The 16,298-nt window shown below is 68.9% G+C and carries 14 protein-coding genes; all 14 read right to left on the bottom strand.

Going from position 1 to position 16,298, the window contains the following annotated elements:
* Positions 1-5: 5 nt before the first annotated feature.
* On the bottom strand, positions 6-1,541 hold the full coding sequence (gene guaA, locus ACOGI9_RS04865; protein WP_419858762.1) for a glutamine-hydrolyzing GMP synthase: 1,536 nt from the start codon (positions 1,539-1,541) through the stop codon (positions 6-8).
* Positions 1,538-2,854: a histidine--tRNA ligase gene (gene hisS, locus ACOGI9_RS04860; RefSeq protein WP_419858761.1), complete on the bottom strand. Its 1,317-nt coding sequence runs from the start codon at positions 2,852-2,854 to the stop codon at positions 1,538-1,540. Before hisS ends, guaA begins: the two co-directional genes overlap by 4 nt.
* Positions 2,855-2,933: 79 nt before the next feature.
* Entirely contained in the window at positions 2,934-3,356 is a 423-nt protein-coding gene (locus tag ACOGI9_RS04855) for a BrxA/BrxB family bacilliredoxin (RefSeq protein WP_419858760.1), read from the bottom strand.
* Positions 3,357-3,359: 3 nt separating this feature from the next.
* A complete protein-coding gene (locus ACOGI9_RS04850) occupies positions 3,360-4,679 on the bottom strand; it encodes a bifunctional folylpolyglutamate synthase/dihydrofolate synthase (RefSeq protein WP_419858759.1) in 1,320 nt (439 codons plus the stop codon).
* Positions 4,673-5,509 (bottom strand): acetyl-CoA carboxylase, carboxyltransferase subunit beta, encoded by an 837-nt coding sequence (gene accD / locus ACOGI9_RS04845; protein WP_419858758.1) that lies wholly within the window; start codon positions 5,507-5,509, stop codon positions 4,673-4,675. Before accD ends, ACOGI9_RS04850 begins: the two co-directional genes overlap by 7 nt.
* Entirely contained in the window at positions 5,510-6,724 is a 1,215-nt protein-coding gene (gene rodA / locus ACOGI9_RS04840; RefSeq protein WP_419858757.1) for a rod shape-determining protein RodA, read from the bottom strand.
* A complete protein-coding gene (gene mrdA / locus ACOGI9_RS04835; protein ID WP_419858756.1) occupies positions 6,721-8,559 on the bottom strand; it encodes a penicillin-binding protein 2 in 1,839 nt (612 codons plus the stop codon). The genes rodA and mrdA overlap by 4 nt, the downstream gene beginning before the upstream one ends.
* A gap of 10 nt (positions 8,560-8,569) precedes the next feature.
* Positions 8,570-9,031 (bottom strand): rod shape-determining protein MreD, encoded by a 462-nt coding sequence (gene mreD, locus ACOGI9_RS04830; RefSeq protein WP_419858755.1) that lies wholly within the window; start codon positions 9,029-9,031, stop codon positions 8,570-8,572.
* Entirely contained in the window at positions 9,028-9,921 is an 894-nt protein-coding gene (locus ACOGI9_RS04825) for a rod shape-determining protein MreC (protein ID WP_419858754.1), read from the bottom strand. Before ACOGI9_RS04825 ends, mreD begins: the two co-directional genes overlap by 4 nt.
* A 27-nt stretch (positions 9,922-9,948) precedes the next feature.
* Positions 9,949-10,983 (bottom strand): rod shape-determining protein, encoded by a 1,035-nt coding sequence (locus tag ACOGI9_RS04820; protein WP_419858753.1) that lies wholly within the window; start codon positions 10,981-10,983, stop codon positions 9,949-9,951.
* Positions 10,984-11,165: 182 nt separating this feature from the next.
* Positions 11,166-12,281 carry an alanine dehydrogenase gene (gene ald / locus ACOGI9_RS04815; protein WP_419858752.1) on the bottom strand — a complete coding sequence of 372 codons (1,116 nt, stop codon included), beginning with the start codon at positions 12,279-12,281 and terminating at the stop codon, positions 11,166-11,168.
* Positions 12,282-12,303: 22 nt separating this feature from the next.
* Complete coding sequence (locus tag ACOGI9_RS04810) at positions 12,304-13,578, bottom strand: M16 family metallopeptidase (RefSeq protein ID WP_419858751.1); 1,275 nt, start codon at positions 13,576-13,578, stop codon at positions 12,304-12,306.
* A 68-nt stretch (positions 13,579-13,646) separates the two neighbouring features.
* Complete coding sequence (locus ACOGI9_RS04805; RefSeq protein WP_419858750.1) at positions 13,647-15,737, bottom strand: polyribonucleotide nucleotidyltransferase; 2,091 nt, start codon at positions 15,735-15,737, stop codon at positions 13,647-13,649.
* 231 nt (positions 15,738-15,968) lie between these two features.
* Positions 15,969-16,232, bottom strand: a complete 264-nt coding sequence (gene rpsO, locus ACOGI9_RS04800; protein ID WP_310780439.1) for a 30S ribosomal protein S15 — start codon at positions 16,230-16,232, stop codon at positions 15,969-15,971.
* Positions 16,233-16,298 lie beyond the last annotated feature (66 nt).

The raw sequence follows: 16,298 nt of genomic DNA, 5'->3' as shown, positions 1-16,298 counted from the left end.
TGCGGCTACTCCCACTCGATGGTGGCGGGCGGCTTGGAGGACACGTCGTACGTCACCCGGTTCACCCCCTTCACCTCGTTGATGATGCGGTTCGAGATCCGGCCCAGCACATCGTGCGGGAACTGGAACCAGTCGGCCGTCATCCCGTCCAGAGAGGTCACGGCGCGCAGCGCGACGACGTTCTCGTACGTCCGCGCATCGCCCATCACGCCGACCGATTGAACGGGCAGCAGGATGGCGAACGCCTGCCATATCTCGTCGTAGAGCCCCGCGTCGCGAATGCCCTCGAGGTAGATCGCGTCCACCTCCCGCAGCGTGGCGAGTTTCTCCCGCGTCACATCGCCCAGGATGCGGATCCCCAGGCCCGGCCCGGGAAACGGGTGGCGCCCCACGATCTCCTCCGACAGGCCGAGCTCGCGACCCACGGCGCGCACCTCGTCCTTGAAGAGTTCGCGGAGGGGCTCGATGAGTTCGAAGGGGTGATCCGGGCGGAGTCCGCCCACGTTGTGGTGGGACTTGATCTTCACCGACGGTCCCCACACGGAGACGGATTCGATCACGTCGGGGTAAAGCGTTCCCTGCACGAGGAAACGCGCGTCGCCGTGCCGGCCCGCCGCCTCCTCGAACACGTCGATGAACGTGTGGCCGATGATGACCCGCTTCTCCTCGGGCTCCACAACCCCGGCAAGGCGGTCGACGAAGAGATCCGCGGCGTCGACGACCTCCAGCCGCATCCCCATGCGTTCGCCGAACACCGCCTCAACGGCGTCGCGCTCGCCTTTCCGCAGGAGACCCGTGTCGACGAAGATGCAGGTGAGCCGGTCTCCCACCGCCCGCTGTACGAGCGCGGCGGCGACGGAGCTGTCCACCCCGCCGGACAGTCCGCAGATCACCTGTCCGTCCCCCACCGTCTCGCGAACCGCGGCGAGCTGGTGATCGATGATGTTCGCGGCGTTCCAGCTCATCTCGCAGCCGGCGATCTCGAACAGGAAGTTCCGCAGCATCTCTCCGCCGCGGGTCGTATGGGCGACTTCGGGGTGGAACTGCACGCCCCAGATCCGCCGTTCCTCGGACCGGATCGCGGCGATGGAATTCTCGGTCGTCGCCGAGACCTCGAAGCCCGGGGGCAACGCGTGGAGGGAGTCGCCGTGGCTCATCCAGACCTGGGTGGGCTCGCCATCGGCGAACCCGTGAAAGAGCGGGTCCGTCGACCGGACCCTGAGTTCGGCCCGTCCGTACTCCCGGCGCTCGGCCTGCTGCACCTCGCCCCCGACGAGATCCGCGACGAGCTGCATTCCGTAACAGATTCCGAGAATCGGGACGCCCATGGAGAGGGTCTCGGGATGCGCCGTGGGGACGCCTTCGTCGTATACGCTCGCCGGCCCCCCCGAGAGGACGATGGCCGCCGGATCGTAGCGGCGGACCCACGCGGGGCTCCGCGTCGGCGGGTGCACCTCGCAGTACACGCCCTCCTCGCGAATGCGCCGGGCGATGAGCTGGGTGAACTGGGACCCGAAATCGAGGATGAGAACGCGACTCACCGCACTTCCTCTCCTTTCGCTTCGCCGGGGGGCGGCCCGGTCAGGGTCTCGATCGCGACTTCCCGTTCCTCGCCGGAGGCCATGTCGCGGAGTACCGCGACGCCCCGCTCCGCTTCCCGCGGCCCGAGTACGACGGCGCGACCGGCGCCCGCCTGGTGGGCGGCCTTGAACTGGCGTCCGACCCCGCGCGGGCGGAGGTCGTAGAGCACCCGCCGTCCCCGGTCGCGCAGCGCGCGGGCGATGCCGAGCGCCAACGGACGCTCCGCATCGGAAACGCATACGATGTAGTCGTCCACGCGACGGGTCCCGACGGGCACGAGGTCCCGGTCCCTGAGCAGTTCCGTGAGGACCACATCCCCCATGCCGAAGCCGAGGGCCGGAAGATCCACGCCTCCCAGCGCCTTCAACAGGTCATCGTAGCGGCCGCCCCCGCAGATCGCCCGCAGTTCGTCGCGGCGGTCCCAAATCTCGAACACGGTCCCCGTGTAGTAGGCGAGTCCGCGGACCAGGCCCCCGTCGAATCTCACGAAGTCGGCGAAGCCCGCCGCGCCGAGGTGCGCGAACACGGTGGACAGCCGGTCGGCCGCCTCGGCGATCGCTTCGTCTCCTCCGTGCGCCGCCGCCAGTTCCTCGAGCGGGAGCCGGATGGCCGCCAGCAGACGCGTCGCCGCCTCCCTCTCCACGCCTTTCTCCCCGAGCCGCCCGCGGACCCCGTCCTCCCCTTCCTTCTCGAGCCGGTCGAGGGCGCCGAACACGGGGACATGGTCCTCGGCGGAGATTCCGTGCGCATCGAGGAGCGCGCCGATGAGGCGCCGGTCGGAAATGCGGACCACGATGTCCGCGGCCCCCAGGCCGAGTTCGCGCAGCGCGTCGATGCCGGCGCTGACGATCTCCGCATCGGAGAGCGGGTCCGTCTCGCCGACGATGTCCATGTTGAGCTGGAAGTGCTCGCGGAGCCGGCCGCGTTGCGGCCGTTCGTAGCGGAAGAGCTGCGGGATCGAGAACCAGCGGACCGGCTTTGCCAGTCCGGCGGCGCGGGTCGCGATCATGCGGGCGAAGGTGGGCGTCATCTCGGGCCGCAGCGCCACCGCCCGCCCCCCCTTGTCCTCGAACTCGTACAGCTGGCCTACGATCTCTTCGCCCGACTTCCGCGTGTAGAGTTCGAGCGCCTCCAGCGGCGGTCCGTCATACTCCATGAATCCGTAGCGGGCGCCGACCCTCCGCCAGGCCGAGAAGATGTGTCGGCGAAGCGCGAGTTCCTCGGGAAAGAAATCTCGAAAACCGGTCAGGCCGCGGATTTCCCCGGAACTCACGGCCCTGGCAGCGCCGGCGGTCCGAGGAGTGTCGGCGGGCCGAAGAGCGTCGGCGGCCCGCCGCAGGAAACCCGCGTCGCTAGCTCGTCGCGCAGTATTGGTCGTACGCCTTCGTGAGGTCGGCCGCGATATCGCGCGCCTCGCGGCCCTCGATCTGGTGCCGCTCGAGCATGAACTGCAGTTCCCCGTTCGAGAGCAGCGCCAGGGACGGCGAAGAGGGCCGCACGCCGGTGAAATACTGCCGCGCGCGCGCCGTCGCTTCCACGTCCTGCCCCGCGAAGACCGTGACGACGCGGTCGGGCTGCTTTCCGTGGCTCATGGCCATCGCCACGGCGGGTCGCGCGTTGCGCGCCGCGCAGCCGCACACGGAGTTCACCACCACCAGCGTCTCTCCGCCGGCCCCGAGGGCGTCGTCCACGTCATCGGAGGTCCGAAGCTCACGCACGCCGAGGCGGGTGAGTTCGTCTCGCATCGGTTGTACCAGCCTGGGATCGTACAGCATCTCTTATCCGTCTCCTGTCCGTACGCGGGCGAGTTCCGGCAGTGCCCGGGCCTCGCCCACGGTAGTTGCGGATCCCGTGACCAGCAGCGTTCCGGCGCTGGCGAGCGTCAGCCCGCGCGAGACCGCCTCGGCCACGTTCCGGCACACGATCGATTCAACGCCCCGTTCACGCGACAGCCACTCCCTCGCCCGGGACGGGTCCCACCGTCTCTCCGCGGGGACGTCGGATCGAGTCAGAATCATAGTGTCGCTGTCAAGCGCGAGTCGGGCCAGCGTTCCCTTCCAGTCCTTGTCGGCCAGCATGCCGGCCACGGCGACGATTGGCCGCGGCAGGGACAGCTCCGCCAGCGTCTCGCAGAGTACGCCCATGGCGGCCGGATTGTGCGCGATATCGAACACGCGGCCCGGACGCCCGGCGCCCGGAGGCCGGACCTCGAAGCGGCCGGCGAGGCGCGCCCGCGCGATCCCGCGGCGCGCGGAGCTTTCCTCCGGCGGATAGCCGGAGCAGTCCAGCAGCAGGAGGGCGAGGGCCGCGTTGTCCGCCTGGTGCCGGCCCGGGAGGCCCGTGGCGAGGCGAACGCCGTCGGGACGTGGCGTCGAAACGTATCGGAAGCGCGTCCCCACGGGATCGGTTCGCACCACGACCTCCGACACCTCCGCATCCTGACCGAGGCGCGCGACCGGCGAGCCGACGTCGCGCGCGATCTGCTCCAGCGCCGCGCGCGGACCCGGGTCGATGCGGCCCAGACAGGCCGGCGCGCCCGGCTTGAAGATCCCCCCCTTCTCCCTCGCGATCGCCTCGGGAGACCCGCCGAGCCATTCCGTGTGGTCGAGGCTGATCGGGGTGATCGCCGTGCCGACGGGACGAAGCACGTTCGTCGCGTCGAGGCGGCCGCCGAGACCGGTTTCGACGACCGCCATCTCCACGCCGCACTCCGCGAAGCAGGTGAAGGCAAGCGCGGTGGCCAGCTCGAAGTACGTGCACGCCGCGGCCGCGTCGCAACCGATGACCCGGGCGGCGGCGGCCTGAAGCGCCGCCTCCTCCACCCAGGCGCCGTCGATCAGAAACCGTTCCCGAACGTCCTCGAGGTGCGGCGAGGTATAGAGGCCCGTGCAGGTGCCGCCGTCTTCCAGCATCGACGCCGCGAAGCGCGCCGTCGAACCCTTGCCGTTCGTGCCCGCAATGTGAAGGGCGTCGAAGGATCGCTCCGGCCGGCCCAGTTCCGCCAGGAGCGCTTCGATCCTGTCGAGGCCCCAGCGGATCGTGGTGACCGGGCGGGGGTCGAGCAGGGCCGCGAGGGCGTCTCCGCCCTCGGTCAGCACATGTGATCCAGGAGGCTCGCGAGGGCGCCGCGCATCTCCGGACGCGGGACGATGCGGTCGATCATGCCGTGCTCCTCCAGGAACTCCGCGGTCTGGAATCCCTCCGGAAGGTCCTGCCGGATCGTTTCCTTGATCACGCGCGGGCCGGCAAAACCGATCAGGGCGCCGGGTTCCGCGAGAATCACATCCCCCAGCATCGCGTACGACGCCGTCACTCCGCCCGTGGTCGGGTTCGTGAGGACGCTCACGTAGGGGATGCCGGCGCCCGCGAGTTGCTCGAGCGCGGCCGCCGTCTTCCCCATCTGCATGAGGGAGAGGATCCCTTCCTGCATCCGCGCGCCGCCGGAAGCGGAGATGATGATGAGCGGCACCCGCCGCTCGAGGGAGCGGTCGGCGAGACGGCGGATCTTCTCGCCCACCACCGACCCCATCGAGCCGCCGATGAAGCGGAAGTCCATCGTCCCGAGGTGGACCTCCCGGCCCCCGATCTCACCGCGCCCGGTTCGGATCGCATCCTGGTCGCCGCCTCGCTGCTCCGCCTGCGCGATGCGCTCGGCATAGCTGCGGGAATCGACGAAGCCGAGCGGATCGGCGGAGCGCAGGTGCTCGTCGTGGAGCTCGGCGAGGCCTCCGCCGTCGAGCAGCATCGCCTCGTAGGACTCCGCGGTGATGCGAAAGTGATGGCCGCAGTTCGGGCAGACGTGGAGGTTCTCCTCCAGCCGTCCGCTGTAGAGGATCTCGCCGCACCCGGCGCACCGGTCCCACACGTCGCCCGGAAGCTCGCGCTTCTGCGAGACCAGCTTGCGCTTCGGTTTGCTGAACCAGGACACTCAGGCCTCCCAGGCCACGCGCTGCACGATCCCGAACCCCGCGTAGAGCACGAGCAGGAAGCTCCCCCCGTAGCTGAGGAGCGGCAAGGGCAGCCCGGTCACCGGCATCATGCCGACCGCCATCCCGAGGTTCACCACGATGTGGGTCAGGAGGACCGCGAACAGGCAGAAGGCGATCAGGCTTCCGAACCCGTCATCCATCGAGGAGGCCACCCGCAGGACGCGCCAGAGGAGGAAGGCGAAGAGCACAAGGAAGAGCATCACGCCGATGAAGCCGAACTCCTCCCCGACGACGGAAAAGATGAAGTCCGTGTGCTGCTCCGGGAGGAAGGCGAGCCTCTTCTGCGGGCCGTTGGCGAAGCCGGCGCCGATGAGTCCGCCGGAGCCGATGGCGACCTTCGACTGGATGAGATGCCAGCCGGCACCGAGGGGATCGATCTCCGGATCCAGGAAGACGAGGAGCCGGTTCCGCTGGTAGTCGGCGAGAGAATCCCACAGGCGAAGCGTGAGCGCGCCCGCGAAGACGTTTGCGAGGAGCACGCCCACCGCTTCCAGGATGAAGAGGCGGTGCACGTACAGGCAGGCCGCGACGACGAGGAACCCGAGGCCCCATGCGATCCAGTTGAAGCCGAGCAGGAGACTGAGGCCCGGCGACGCGAGCAGAAAGATCTTGGGCAACGGCACGCCGCTCCAGAACAGTGCGGCAAGGAAGAGCGCCCCGAAGATCATGGCGCTCCCGAGGTCCGGCTGCAGCAGCACGAGGACGAACGGGACGAGCGTGATGACGCCGGGCTTCCAGAACTCCAGCAGCCGCTCGTACGGTCCCCGTGCCCCTCCCATCACGCGCGCCAGCATGAGGATCGTCCCCAGCTTCGCGACTTCCGCCGGCTGCAGTCGTCCCGGACCGAGCTCGATCCAGCTCCCGTTCGGACCCGTCCCGATGAAGAACACGAGGACGAGGAGCAGCACCGTGATCCCGTAGGCCCACGGCGCAAGCCATTCGAGGAAACGCAGCGAGAAGCGGGAGGTCACGGCCAGCGCGACGACCGCCACGCCGAACCAGTAGAGCTGGCGGACCCAGATCCCGGCGGCCAGCGACTGCACGTCGACCTGTCCGGCCGAGTAGATCATCGCGATCCCGAACCCGGTCATGGACAGGACCAGCGCGAGAAGCACCGGGTCTCCCACGCCGGGGACGCGCAGGCGGTCGATCATCCGCCCGCCGGGGCCGGAGCCGTCTGCAGCGGACGGACGCCGGGCGTTGCCTCCGGCGGCAAGCCGAGCGTCTCGAGGTGGCGGTCCACGATGCCGGACGCGAGCGGCACCGCCAGCGACGGGGCCCCGTCCGGATGCCCGTGCTCCACGATCGCCGCGACCACGATGCGGGGATCGTAGGCGGGCGCGAACCCGACGAACCAGGAATGGGGCTCGCCGTGCGGGTTCTGGGCCGTGCCCGTCTTGCCGGCCAGCGTCCAGCGGGCCAGGCGGCTGCCGTACGCGGTGCCCCCGGGCTCGTTCACGACGCGCGCCAGCGCGTCGACGAGTTGGCGCCGCTGGAAATCGGGGAGATCGAACGTCCAGTCCACGCGCTGCTGCGCGAGCATCTCATCGCGCACGAGGTGAGGCTTGACGGGCGCCCTTCCCGTCGCCAGCGCCGCGTAGAACTGGGCCATCGCCAGCAGGGTCTGCGCATTTTCGCCCTGCCCGATCGCGAGGTTCCACACGACGGCTTCGGTCCACCCTCCGGGCCCCAACCGCTCGTCGTACCACTCTCGGGAGTCGGGGAAGAGGCCCGGCCTCTCGTTCGGGAGGTCGATCCCCGTCGGGCGCCCGAAGCCGAGCTCTCCGACCCCCGCGAGGAGCGGGTCGAGACCGATCCGCTGCCCCGCCTGGTAGAACCAGACATTGCACGAGTGCTTGATCGCCTCGGAAAGGTTCAGGCGGCCGTGTCCGCTCGGCAGCCAGCAGCGGAAGTAGCGGGTGTGGTACGTGAGTCCGCCGGTGCACGCGGACGGGTGGTACGTATCGATCGTGAGGTCCGCCGTCTTCATCCCGATGGAGGACATGACGAGCTTCCACGTGGACCCCGGCGGGTAGAAAGCGTTGGATACCCGGTCCAGCATCGGCTGGTCCGGGTGTTCGCGAAGAGAGTCCCAGAGATCCAGGGGGATGCCGCCGATGAACGCGTTGGGGTCGAACGTGGGGTGGCTGTAGAGGAGGAGCACCTCTCCGGTGCGCGGGTCCAGCGCCACGACGCCGCCCCGCATTCCTTCCGGAAACACCGAATCCGCGTACACCTGCAGGTCGAGATCGATGCCGAGGTGCAGGTCCTCTCCGGGCACCGGAGCCTGCGCCTGCGCGACCCCCAGATCCCGCACGACCGTACCCAGGGCGTTCACTTCCGTGTAACGGATCCCGTTCCGCCCGGCCAGCCTGTGCTCGTACTGCTGCTCCAGCCCCGTCTTCCCGATCGACTGGCCGGACTCGTAGCCCGCATACTCGGGCCGAGTCAGTTCCTCCGGGCTGATCTCCCCCACGTATCCGATCATGTGCGCGACGGCGGGCCCCGTTGGGTAGCGCCGGCGCGGCCTCTGATCCACGACGACGCGCCGAAACCGGGGCCGACGTTCCTCGATGAACGCGACCTGCTCGAAGTTCGCGTTCTCGCGCACGACCAGAGCCTCGCCGGGACGTTCCCGGTTGCGCGACAGCAGCGCGGCGCGCCGCTCGGGCGACAGGTCCAGCCGCTCCGCGAGGCGATCGAGTCCGGCCGAGATGGAATCACGGGGCCCGGGAAGCATCGACACGTCGTACCCCGGCACGTTGTCCGCGATGGCCCGACCATACCGGTCGTAGATGGTCCCGCGCGGGGCCGGCACGGTGATCGTCCGCAGCCGGTTCTCGCTCGAAAGGAGCGTGTACAACTCGGTGCTGAAGATCTGGAGATTGATGAACCCGGCGGCGACGATCGAGAGGCAGAAGAAGATCGCGCCCGCCGCCCAGCGGCTTCGCTGTCTCCGAATCGAGCGGAGTTCGTTGTCCCCCTTCACGTCATCCCCTTCACCTCGTGACGGCCGCAACCAGCCTTGTCGCGGCCCAGCAGACCGCCGTGGTCAGCGCGGCCGATCCGGCGCCGTGGACGAGCAGGGTGCCTGCCGACGTATCTCCGACGACGAAGATCGTGACCGCAAACCGCAGCAGCCACGTCCCGAAAAAGACGAAGACCGGCGTCGCGTAATCCGAATCAGAATAGATCAGGCGCCGCACCCATCCGACGAGCGCCCCCGTCAGTGAGAAGAGTAACATCGTGAGGCCCATCGGTCCCAGCGAGATCGACGCTTCCATGAGGCCGATCACGCACCCGAAGCCGGCGGCCCGTCCCCAGCGGAGCCGCAGCGAGCTCAGAATCAACCCGCCCGCCAGGAGGTCGGGCGCGATCGGCCACCGGCTCCAGAGCGGATGAAGGGCGAAGTGCAGGACCAGCAGAAGCGCGGCGACGAACCACTTCCCCGCCGGACTCATCGACGGGCCGAAGCCGTGTCCGGCGGCTCAGGATCGAGCTCCACCGGAGCGGACGCCGTGTCCGCTTCGACGTCTTCCGGCAGCGGCGGCCGATTCCACACGAACACGTCCCTGACTTCCTCCGGACGCACGGATGGCTCAACGACGTAGCGCTTCATCCAGCCCGCCTCCGGCTCGTCGGGTTCGCGGATGCGCCCCACCGGCACGCCCGGCGGATAGACACCGGCGATCCCGGTCGTGACCAGCAGAGTCCCCACCGGAATGTCCGCCTGGAAGGGCGCGCCCTCGAGGAGGAGCACCGGTTGCCCTCCGTCCGCGCGCAGCGGCCGCACGAACCCCGACACGCCTTCCCCTTCGGCCAGAACGCTGACCCGAAAGTCGGGATGGCTCCAGAATTCGCCCCTTCCCCCCCGTCCGTGAGGCGCTCTCACGACCCCGACCAGGCCGATGCCGGTGAAGACGCCGACCGGAAACTCACGACCCCGAAAGTCGGGTCCCGACAACACGAACAGATCCGGATTGCCGACCTGGGGGCGTCCCGGGTAGACGACCGCCGGCGCGGCCGAGCCCGCGGGGAGTGCCGCGAGATCCCGCCCGCGCGGCGCTTCCCCGACCGGCGCCGGGCGGTCCCGGTAGCGCAGCAGGAGTTCCGTGAGCGAGTCCCGTTCCGCCAGCAGGCCCTCGACACGGCTCTCGACCTGGCCGCGCTCGGCGGCGAGGCGGTGGAGCAGCAGGAACGGGTAGAGCGCGGTGGCGCGGACCGCGGACTCCACCTGGCTCTGATGTGCGCTGGACAGACCCGCGGCGATGCCGCTGAGGATGAGGGCGAGAGAGAAGACGATGACATCGAGCGGCCCGCGACGCGGCGGCCGGACGCCCTGAACACTCACGGGCGGCGATTCAGCAGGGACTCGGCGTCAACTCGTGAGCACTCCACGATACCGTCCGAATTCCTCGAGGATCTTCCCGCAGCCCCGAACGACGCAGGTAAGCGGTTCCGCATCGACGTGGATCGGGAGCCCCGTTTCTTCGCCGAGCAGCGTATCCAGCCCTCGCACGAGGGCGCCGCCCCCCGTCATCACGACACCCCGGTCCACGATATCGGAGGCAAGTTCCGGCGGCGTGATCTCGAGCGCCCTCCGGACCGCGGCCACGATCTGCTGGATCGGCTCCTGAAGGCACTCGCGGACCTCGGCCGAATGGACCCGCACGGTCTTCGGAATGCCGGAGACGAGGTCCCGCCCCTTGACCAGCATCTCCTTGTCGTCGTCCGTGGGGTACGCCGATCCGATCTGGATCTTGACGGCTTCCGCCGTCGGCTCGCCGATGAGGAGGTTGTAGTTCTTGCGGAGGAAGGAGACGATCGTGGAGTCCAGTTCGTCGCCTCCGACGCGGATCGACGTGTCCGCGACCGACCCCGAAAGCGCGATCACCGCGATCTCGCTCGTCCCGCCCCCGACGTCGATGATCATGTTGCCGGTCGGCGTCTCCACAGGAAGTCCGACGCCGACGGCGGCCGCCATCGGTTCCGCCACCATGTAGACTTCCTTGGCGCCGGCGGCGTGCGCGCTGGACCGGACGGCCCGGCGCTCGAGTTCCGTGATCCCGGACGGCACGCCGACCACGACGAGCGGCCGGATCTTGAAGAGCCGCGTGGTCATCACTTCCTTGAGGAAGTAGCGGATCATCATCTCGGTGATGTCCACGTCGGCGATGACCCCGTCCTTCAGCGGCCGAACCGCTTCGATCCCGCTTGGCGTGCGGCCGAGCATGCGCTTGGCGGCGAGGCCGATCCCTTCGATGCGGCCGGTTTCCTTTCGGACCGCGACGACGGACGGTTCGTTGAGGACGATGCCCTCGCCTTCGACGTGTACGAGGGTGTTCGCGGTCCCCAGGTCCACTCCGATCTTGCTGATCGGCAGGAAGTTACCGCGCAGCGACCACTTTCCCATCTAGCAGGCCGCCCTTCCGGGCCGGCGCGGGATCGGTGGGCTGAAGGACACGGGAGGGACACCTCCAGGGCGGCGAATCGTACCGGAAACTGCCAATCCGGGTGAAGGACGCCGAAATGTAAACGCACTTTCGGACACAGGAAAGTCGCCTCCCGGGGCCGCCCACTCCCGGCCGCCCGGACTCACGCGGAGAGCGCCTCGAGGGGCGCGTGTCCGAGATCGAACGCCTGCGCGACGGCCTCGTACGTGACCTGACCCTCCGCGATGTTGACCCCCAGGGCGAGATCCGGATCCTCGTCGCACGCGACCTTCCACCCTCGATTCGCCAGGCGCAGGACGTAGGGGAACGTCGCGTTCGTCAGGGCCAGCGTGGACGTCCGCGGGACGGCCCCCGGCATGTTCGCCACGCAATAGTGGATGACGCCGTGGACGGTGTAGGTGGGGTCGTTGTGCGTGGTCGGGCGCGCGGACTCCACGCAGCCGCCCTGATCCACGGCCACGTCGACGATCACGGAACCGTCCTTCATCCGCCGCAGGTCGTCGTGCCGCACGAGCTTCGGCGCCTTCCCGCCGGGGACGAGCACGGCGCCGATCACGACGTCCGCGCGTTCGATCTGCTCAAGGATCGAGTGCCGGTTCGAGTAGAGCGTGTCCACGTTGGCGGGCATGACCTCCGCGAGGTATCGGAGACGCGGGAGATTGACGTCCAGGACCGTCACGTGGGCACCGAAACCCGCCGCGATCGTCGCCGCGTTCGCGCCGACGACCCCTCCCCCGAGGATGACGACCTCGGCCGGGAGCACCCCCGGCACGCCGCCGAGCAGGATCCCATACCCGCCCGCTACGCGCTCCAGGTTCTTCGCGGCCTGCTGGATCGCCATCCGACCCGCCACTTCGGACATCGGCGTGAGAAGCGGGAGTTCGCCCGTCGGAAGCTGGACCGTCTCGTAGGCGATCGCGACGCAACCGCTTTCCAGCGTACGGTGGGTGAGGCGTTCGTCGGCCGCGAAGTGGAAGTACGTGAAGATGACCTGGTCGCGCCGCATCCGGGCGTATTCGGGTTCGATGGGCTCCTTGACCTTGACGATGAGCTCGGCCCGGCCCCATACCTCGTCCGCCGAATCCAGCATCTCGGCCCCCGCGGCGACGTACATGTCATCCGGAAAGCCGCTGCGCAGGCCCGCGTCGCGTTCGACGCACACGGTGTGCCCGGCCGCGACGAGCGCGGTGGCGCCGGCTGGAACGAGGGCCACGCGACTCTCGTCCGCCTTTATCTCCTTCGGTACGCCAACGATCATTGGGTTCCCTCCCGGGGGACGCTCAGGTCGCGTCTGTTGCGGTGCGCCCCGGCGCGTGGCCGGGCGCCAGCTCGAGGGTCGCGAGCCGTTCGGGTGCGAAGTATGCGGCGGCTTCGAGGCACCGCTCGCGGTCGACCGCATCGATACTCCTCGCCACCTCGTCCAGAGTGCGATACTCGTGGCCGTAGAGGGCGATGCCGGCAAGCCGGTTCATTCGGCTTGCGGGCGATTCGAGCGAGATGAGGAACTGTCCCTTCAACTGACTGCGGGTGTCGTCCAGTTCCTGGCGCGTCAATCCCTCCCGCGCCAGAAGGGCGAGTTCCTCCTCCACCGCCTCGCGCGCCTCCTCCGCGGTCTCGGGCCGGGTCCCGACGTAGGCGCCGACGTGGCCCGCCTGCGCGTGAAACCCGTGGAAGCTGTACACGGCGTAGGCGAGACCGCGCGTTTCCCGGATTCGCTGGAAGAGCCGCGAACTCATTCCACCCCCGAGGGCGGTCGCCGTGACGTGGAGGGCGTAGCGAAGGGGGTCGCGGTACGGAACGGAGAGTCCTCCCGTCACGATGTGCGTCTGCCGACCGCCTTCCCGTCGCATGCGCCGGAAGCCCGACTCGCCGACCGGGGCCGGCGGGTCCGCGGGGGCGGGGGCGGCGGCCCGGCGGGGGAGCCAGCGCGCCAGCCCCTCCACGAGGTCCTCGTGCTCCACCGCTCCCGCCGCCGCCACGACCACGTTTCCCGGCCGGTACGCGCGATCGTGCACTTTCGCCAGCGCGGACACGGAAAGCGCCCGCACCGACGCACGGGTGCCGAGGATCGGTTCGCCGTACGGATGCCCGCCGTAGAGCGCGCGCGCGTGCTCCTCGAAGACGATGTCCTCCGGAACTTCCGCCGCGGCCGCGATCTCTTCCAGAACGACCTCTCGTTCCACCTCCAGGTCCTGTCCGGAGAGCCGCGGAAAGAAGGCGAGATCGCACAGCACGTCGAGGGCGACGCCGAGCGCCCCCGCCGGTATCCGCGCCTGGAACGCGGTGAACTCGTGGGTCGTATACGCGTCCAGGGCGCCGCCGAGCCGCTCCAGTTCCCAGGCGAGATCGCGCGCGGAGCGCCGGTGCGTCCCCTTGAAGACCATGTGCTCGAGCAGATGGGATGCGCCGCCGTGCTCGGCATCCTCATGAACGCGGCCCTGCCGCACCCAGAGGCCGATGGCGACGGAGCGCACGGAGTCCATGCGCTCGCTGAGCACGATGGGGCCATCCGGGAGGCACGTTCGGTACACCTCCCGGTCGAGCCGGCCTGCCATTCCGAGTGCCGGCCGCAGATCCCGGGCCGGCCCGCGCGCAGGCGGGCCGGAACACGACGTGATCAGGCCTACTCGGCGGGGGCGAGGGCCGCGCGCCGCGAGAGCTTGAGACGGCCGCGGTCATCCACGGCGAGCAGCTTCACCTTCACCTCGTCGCCCGGGCTCACCACATCCTCCGTCTTGGCGGTGCGGCCTTCCTCGAGTTCCGAGATGTGACACAGGCCCTCCACCCCGGGGATGATCTCGACGAAGGCCCCGAAGTCCGTCGTGTTCTTCACGACGCCGCGGTAGATCCGCCCGACTTCCGGCTCCTGAACGATGCCTTCCACCATCTCGCGCGCATGCTGCGCCCCCGCGCCCGAAGGTGCCGCGATGGTGACCGTGCCGGAGTCGTCGATGTTGACCTCGGTGCCCGTCTCCTCCTGGATCATCCGGATCGTCTTGCCCTTCGGCCCGATGACCTCGCCGATCTTCTGGGGGTTGATCTGCAGGGTGACGATCCGAGGCGCGTGCGGCGACATTTCCTCGCGGGCCGCTTCAAGCGTCTCGTTCATCGCGGCGAGGATCCGCAGCCGGGCATCGCGCGCCCGGGCCAGGGCCTCGCGCAGCGTGTCGACGGAGAGTCCGTCGGCCTTGATGTCCATCTGGACGGCCGTGATCCCGCGCTCGGTCCCGGCGACCTTGAAGTCCATGTCGCCGAGGGCGTCCTCCACGCCGAGGATGTCGGTGAGGATCTCGACCTGGTCGCCCTCCTTGATGAGCCCCATCGCGATCCCCGCGCACGGGGCCCGCATCGGCACTCCGGCATCCATCAGGGAGAGCGATCCGCCGCAGACCGAAGCCATCGAGCTCGACCCGTTCGATTCCAGGATATCGGAGACGACGCGGATCGTGTACGGGAAGTCCTCGTACGCCGGCAGGAGCGCCTGAAGCGCGCGCTCGGCCAGCATTCCGTGTCCCGTCTCGCGGCGGCTCGTACCCCGGAACATCCGCACTTCGCCCGTCGAAAAACCGGGGAAGTTGTAGTGGAGCATGAAGGACTTCGAGGTCTCTTCGCGCACGTCCACCGAGTCGATTCGCTGCTCGTCCCTGACCGTCCCGAGCGTGGTCACGGCCAGCGCCTGCGTCTGCCCCCGGGTGAAGAGCGCCGAACCGTGCGTTCGCGGCAGGAGGCCGACATCGCACGTGATGTCGCGAACGTCGTCCATGCCGCGGCCGTCGATCCGCTCTCCGTCCTCGAGGATGCGCCGGCGCATCGTCTCCTTCTCGAGCTTTCGCAGCGCCGCGCCGACATCACCGCCGCAATCGGGGTGATCCGCCTCGAGTCGCGCGGTCACCTCTTCGCGAAGGGCGGACAGGGCGCGTCCGCGCTCCTCCTTGTCCGCGATCCGCAATGCGTCTCCCACGCGCCCGGCCGCCTGGTCCGTGACCTTCGCCACGACTTCCGGGTCGGGCCCGACGGGCTCGTACTCGAACGTCTCCGCGGCTCCCGCCATCCGAACCAGTTCCCGCTGGAGCCCGATGAGTTCGACGATCGCAGCCTGTCCCACGCGCATCGCCTCGAGGAACTCGTCTTCGGTGGCTTCCAGACACGCGCCCTCGACCATCACGATCGAATCCTCGGAGCCGGCGACGACGATCTCCAGGTCGCACATCTCGAGGTCATCGAAGGTCGGGTTGACGAGCCACTCGCCTTCGCGGCGGGCGACCCGGACGCCGGCGATGGGCCCGTCCCACGGGATCGGGGACAGGAGGAGGGCCGTCGACGCCCCGAGCATGCCGATGACGTCCGCGTCGTTCTCCTGGTCCGCGGAGATGATGAAACAGACGACCTGGGTGTCGTTCCGGTAGTCCGCCGGGAAGAGCGGCCGGAGGGGCCGGTCGATCTGCCGCGCCGAGATCGTCTCCTTCTCGCCGGGCCGGGTTTCCCGCTTGATGAACCCGCCGGGGAACTTGCCGGCGGCGTAGGTCTTCTCACGGTACTCGACCGTGAGAGGAAAGAAGGGGAGATGCGTGGGCTTGCGGTCCGCCGTGGCGGTAACGAGCACTGCGGTCTCCCCGTACTGCACATAGACGGCGCCATCGGCCTGCCGGGCCATTCTGCCCGTCTCGAGGATCAGGGGCCGTCCGTGGAATTCGGTTTCAATTCGGTGTGTCATTCTCTTCTTCTCTTCTTTCTGCTGGTGTGGCGCCGCGGGATTCCGGGCGCCGCGCCGACCTCTCACCGGGCCGGACGCTCATTGATTTCTTTTCGACCTTGCATCGGCTTCTTCGATTCAGCGCCCCGGTTGGGGGGATTCGGCGTCGGTAAAGTCGGTACGAGGGAAGGAAAACGGGGGGCCCGACGATGCGGGCCGGCGGAGGCGGTAGCTGGTCAGCCGGGCGGCGCCTCAACGGCGTAGCCCGAGCTCCTCGATGACCGTTCGGTAGCGGTCGAGATCCGTCCGGCGGAGGTAGTTCAGCAGTCGACGTCGGCGGCCAACCATCTTCAGCAGTCCGCGTCGACTGTGATGATCCTTGGGATGATCCCGGAAATGCCCGGTCAACTCTTCGATGCGAGCCGTGAGCAGTGCGATCTGCACCGGAGCCGACCCCTGGTCGTTCTCGCGCCGCGAGAACTTCTCTATGATTCCCTGCTTCTCTGTTTTTTCCACGTCTCTCTATTATCCCTCGATCCGCCGCCCCGCTTCAGCCCGCGGAGCGACCGGCAGAATGGCGAA

It is taken from the genome of Candidatus Palauibacter irciniicola (genome assembly GCF_965208695.1).
Taxonomy (GTDB): domain Bacteria; phylum Gemmatimonadota; class Gemmatimonadetes; order Palauibacterales; family Palauibacteraceae; genus Palauibacter; species Palauibacter irciniicola.
This window is presented reverse-complemented; position numbering and strand designations above follow the sequence as displayed.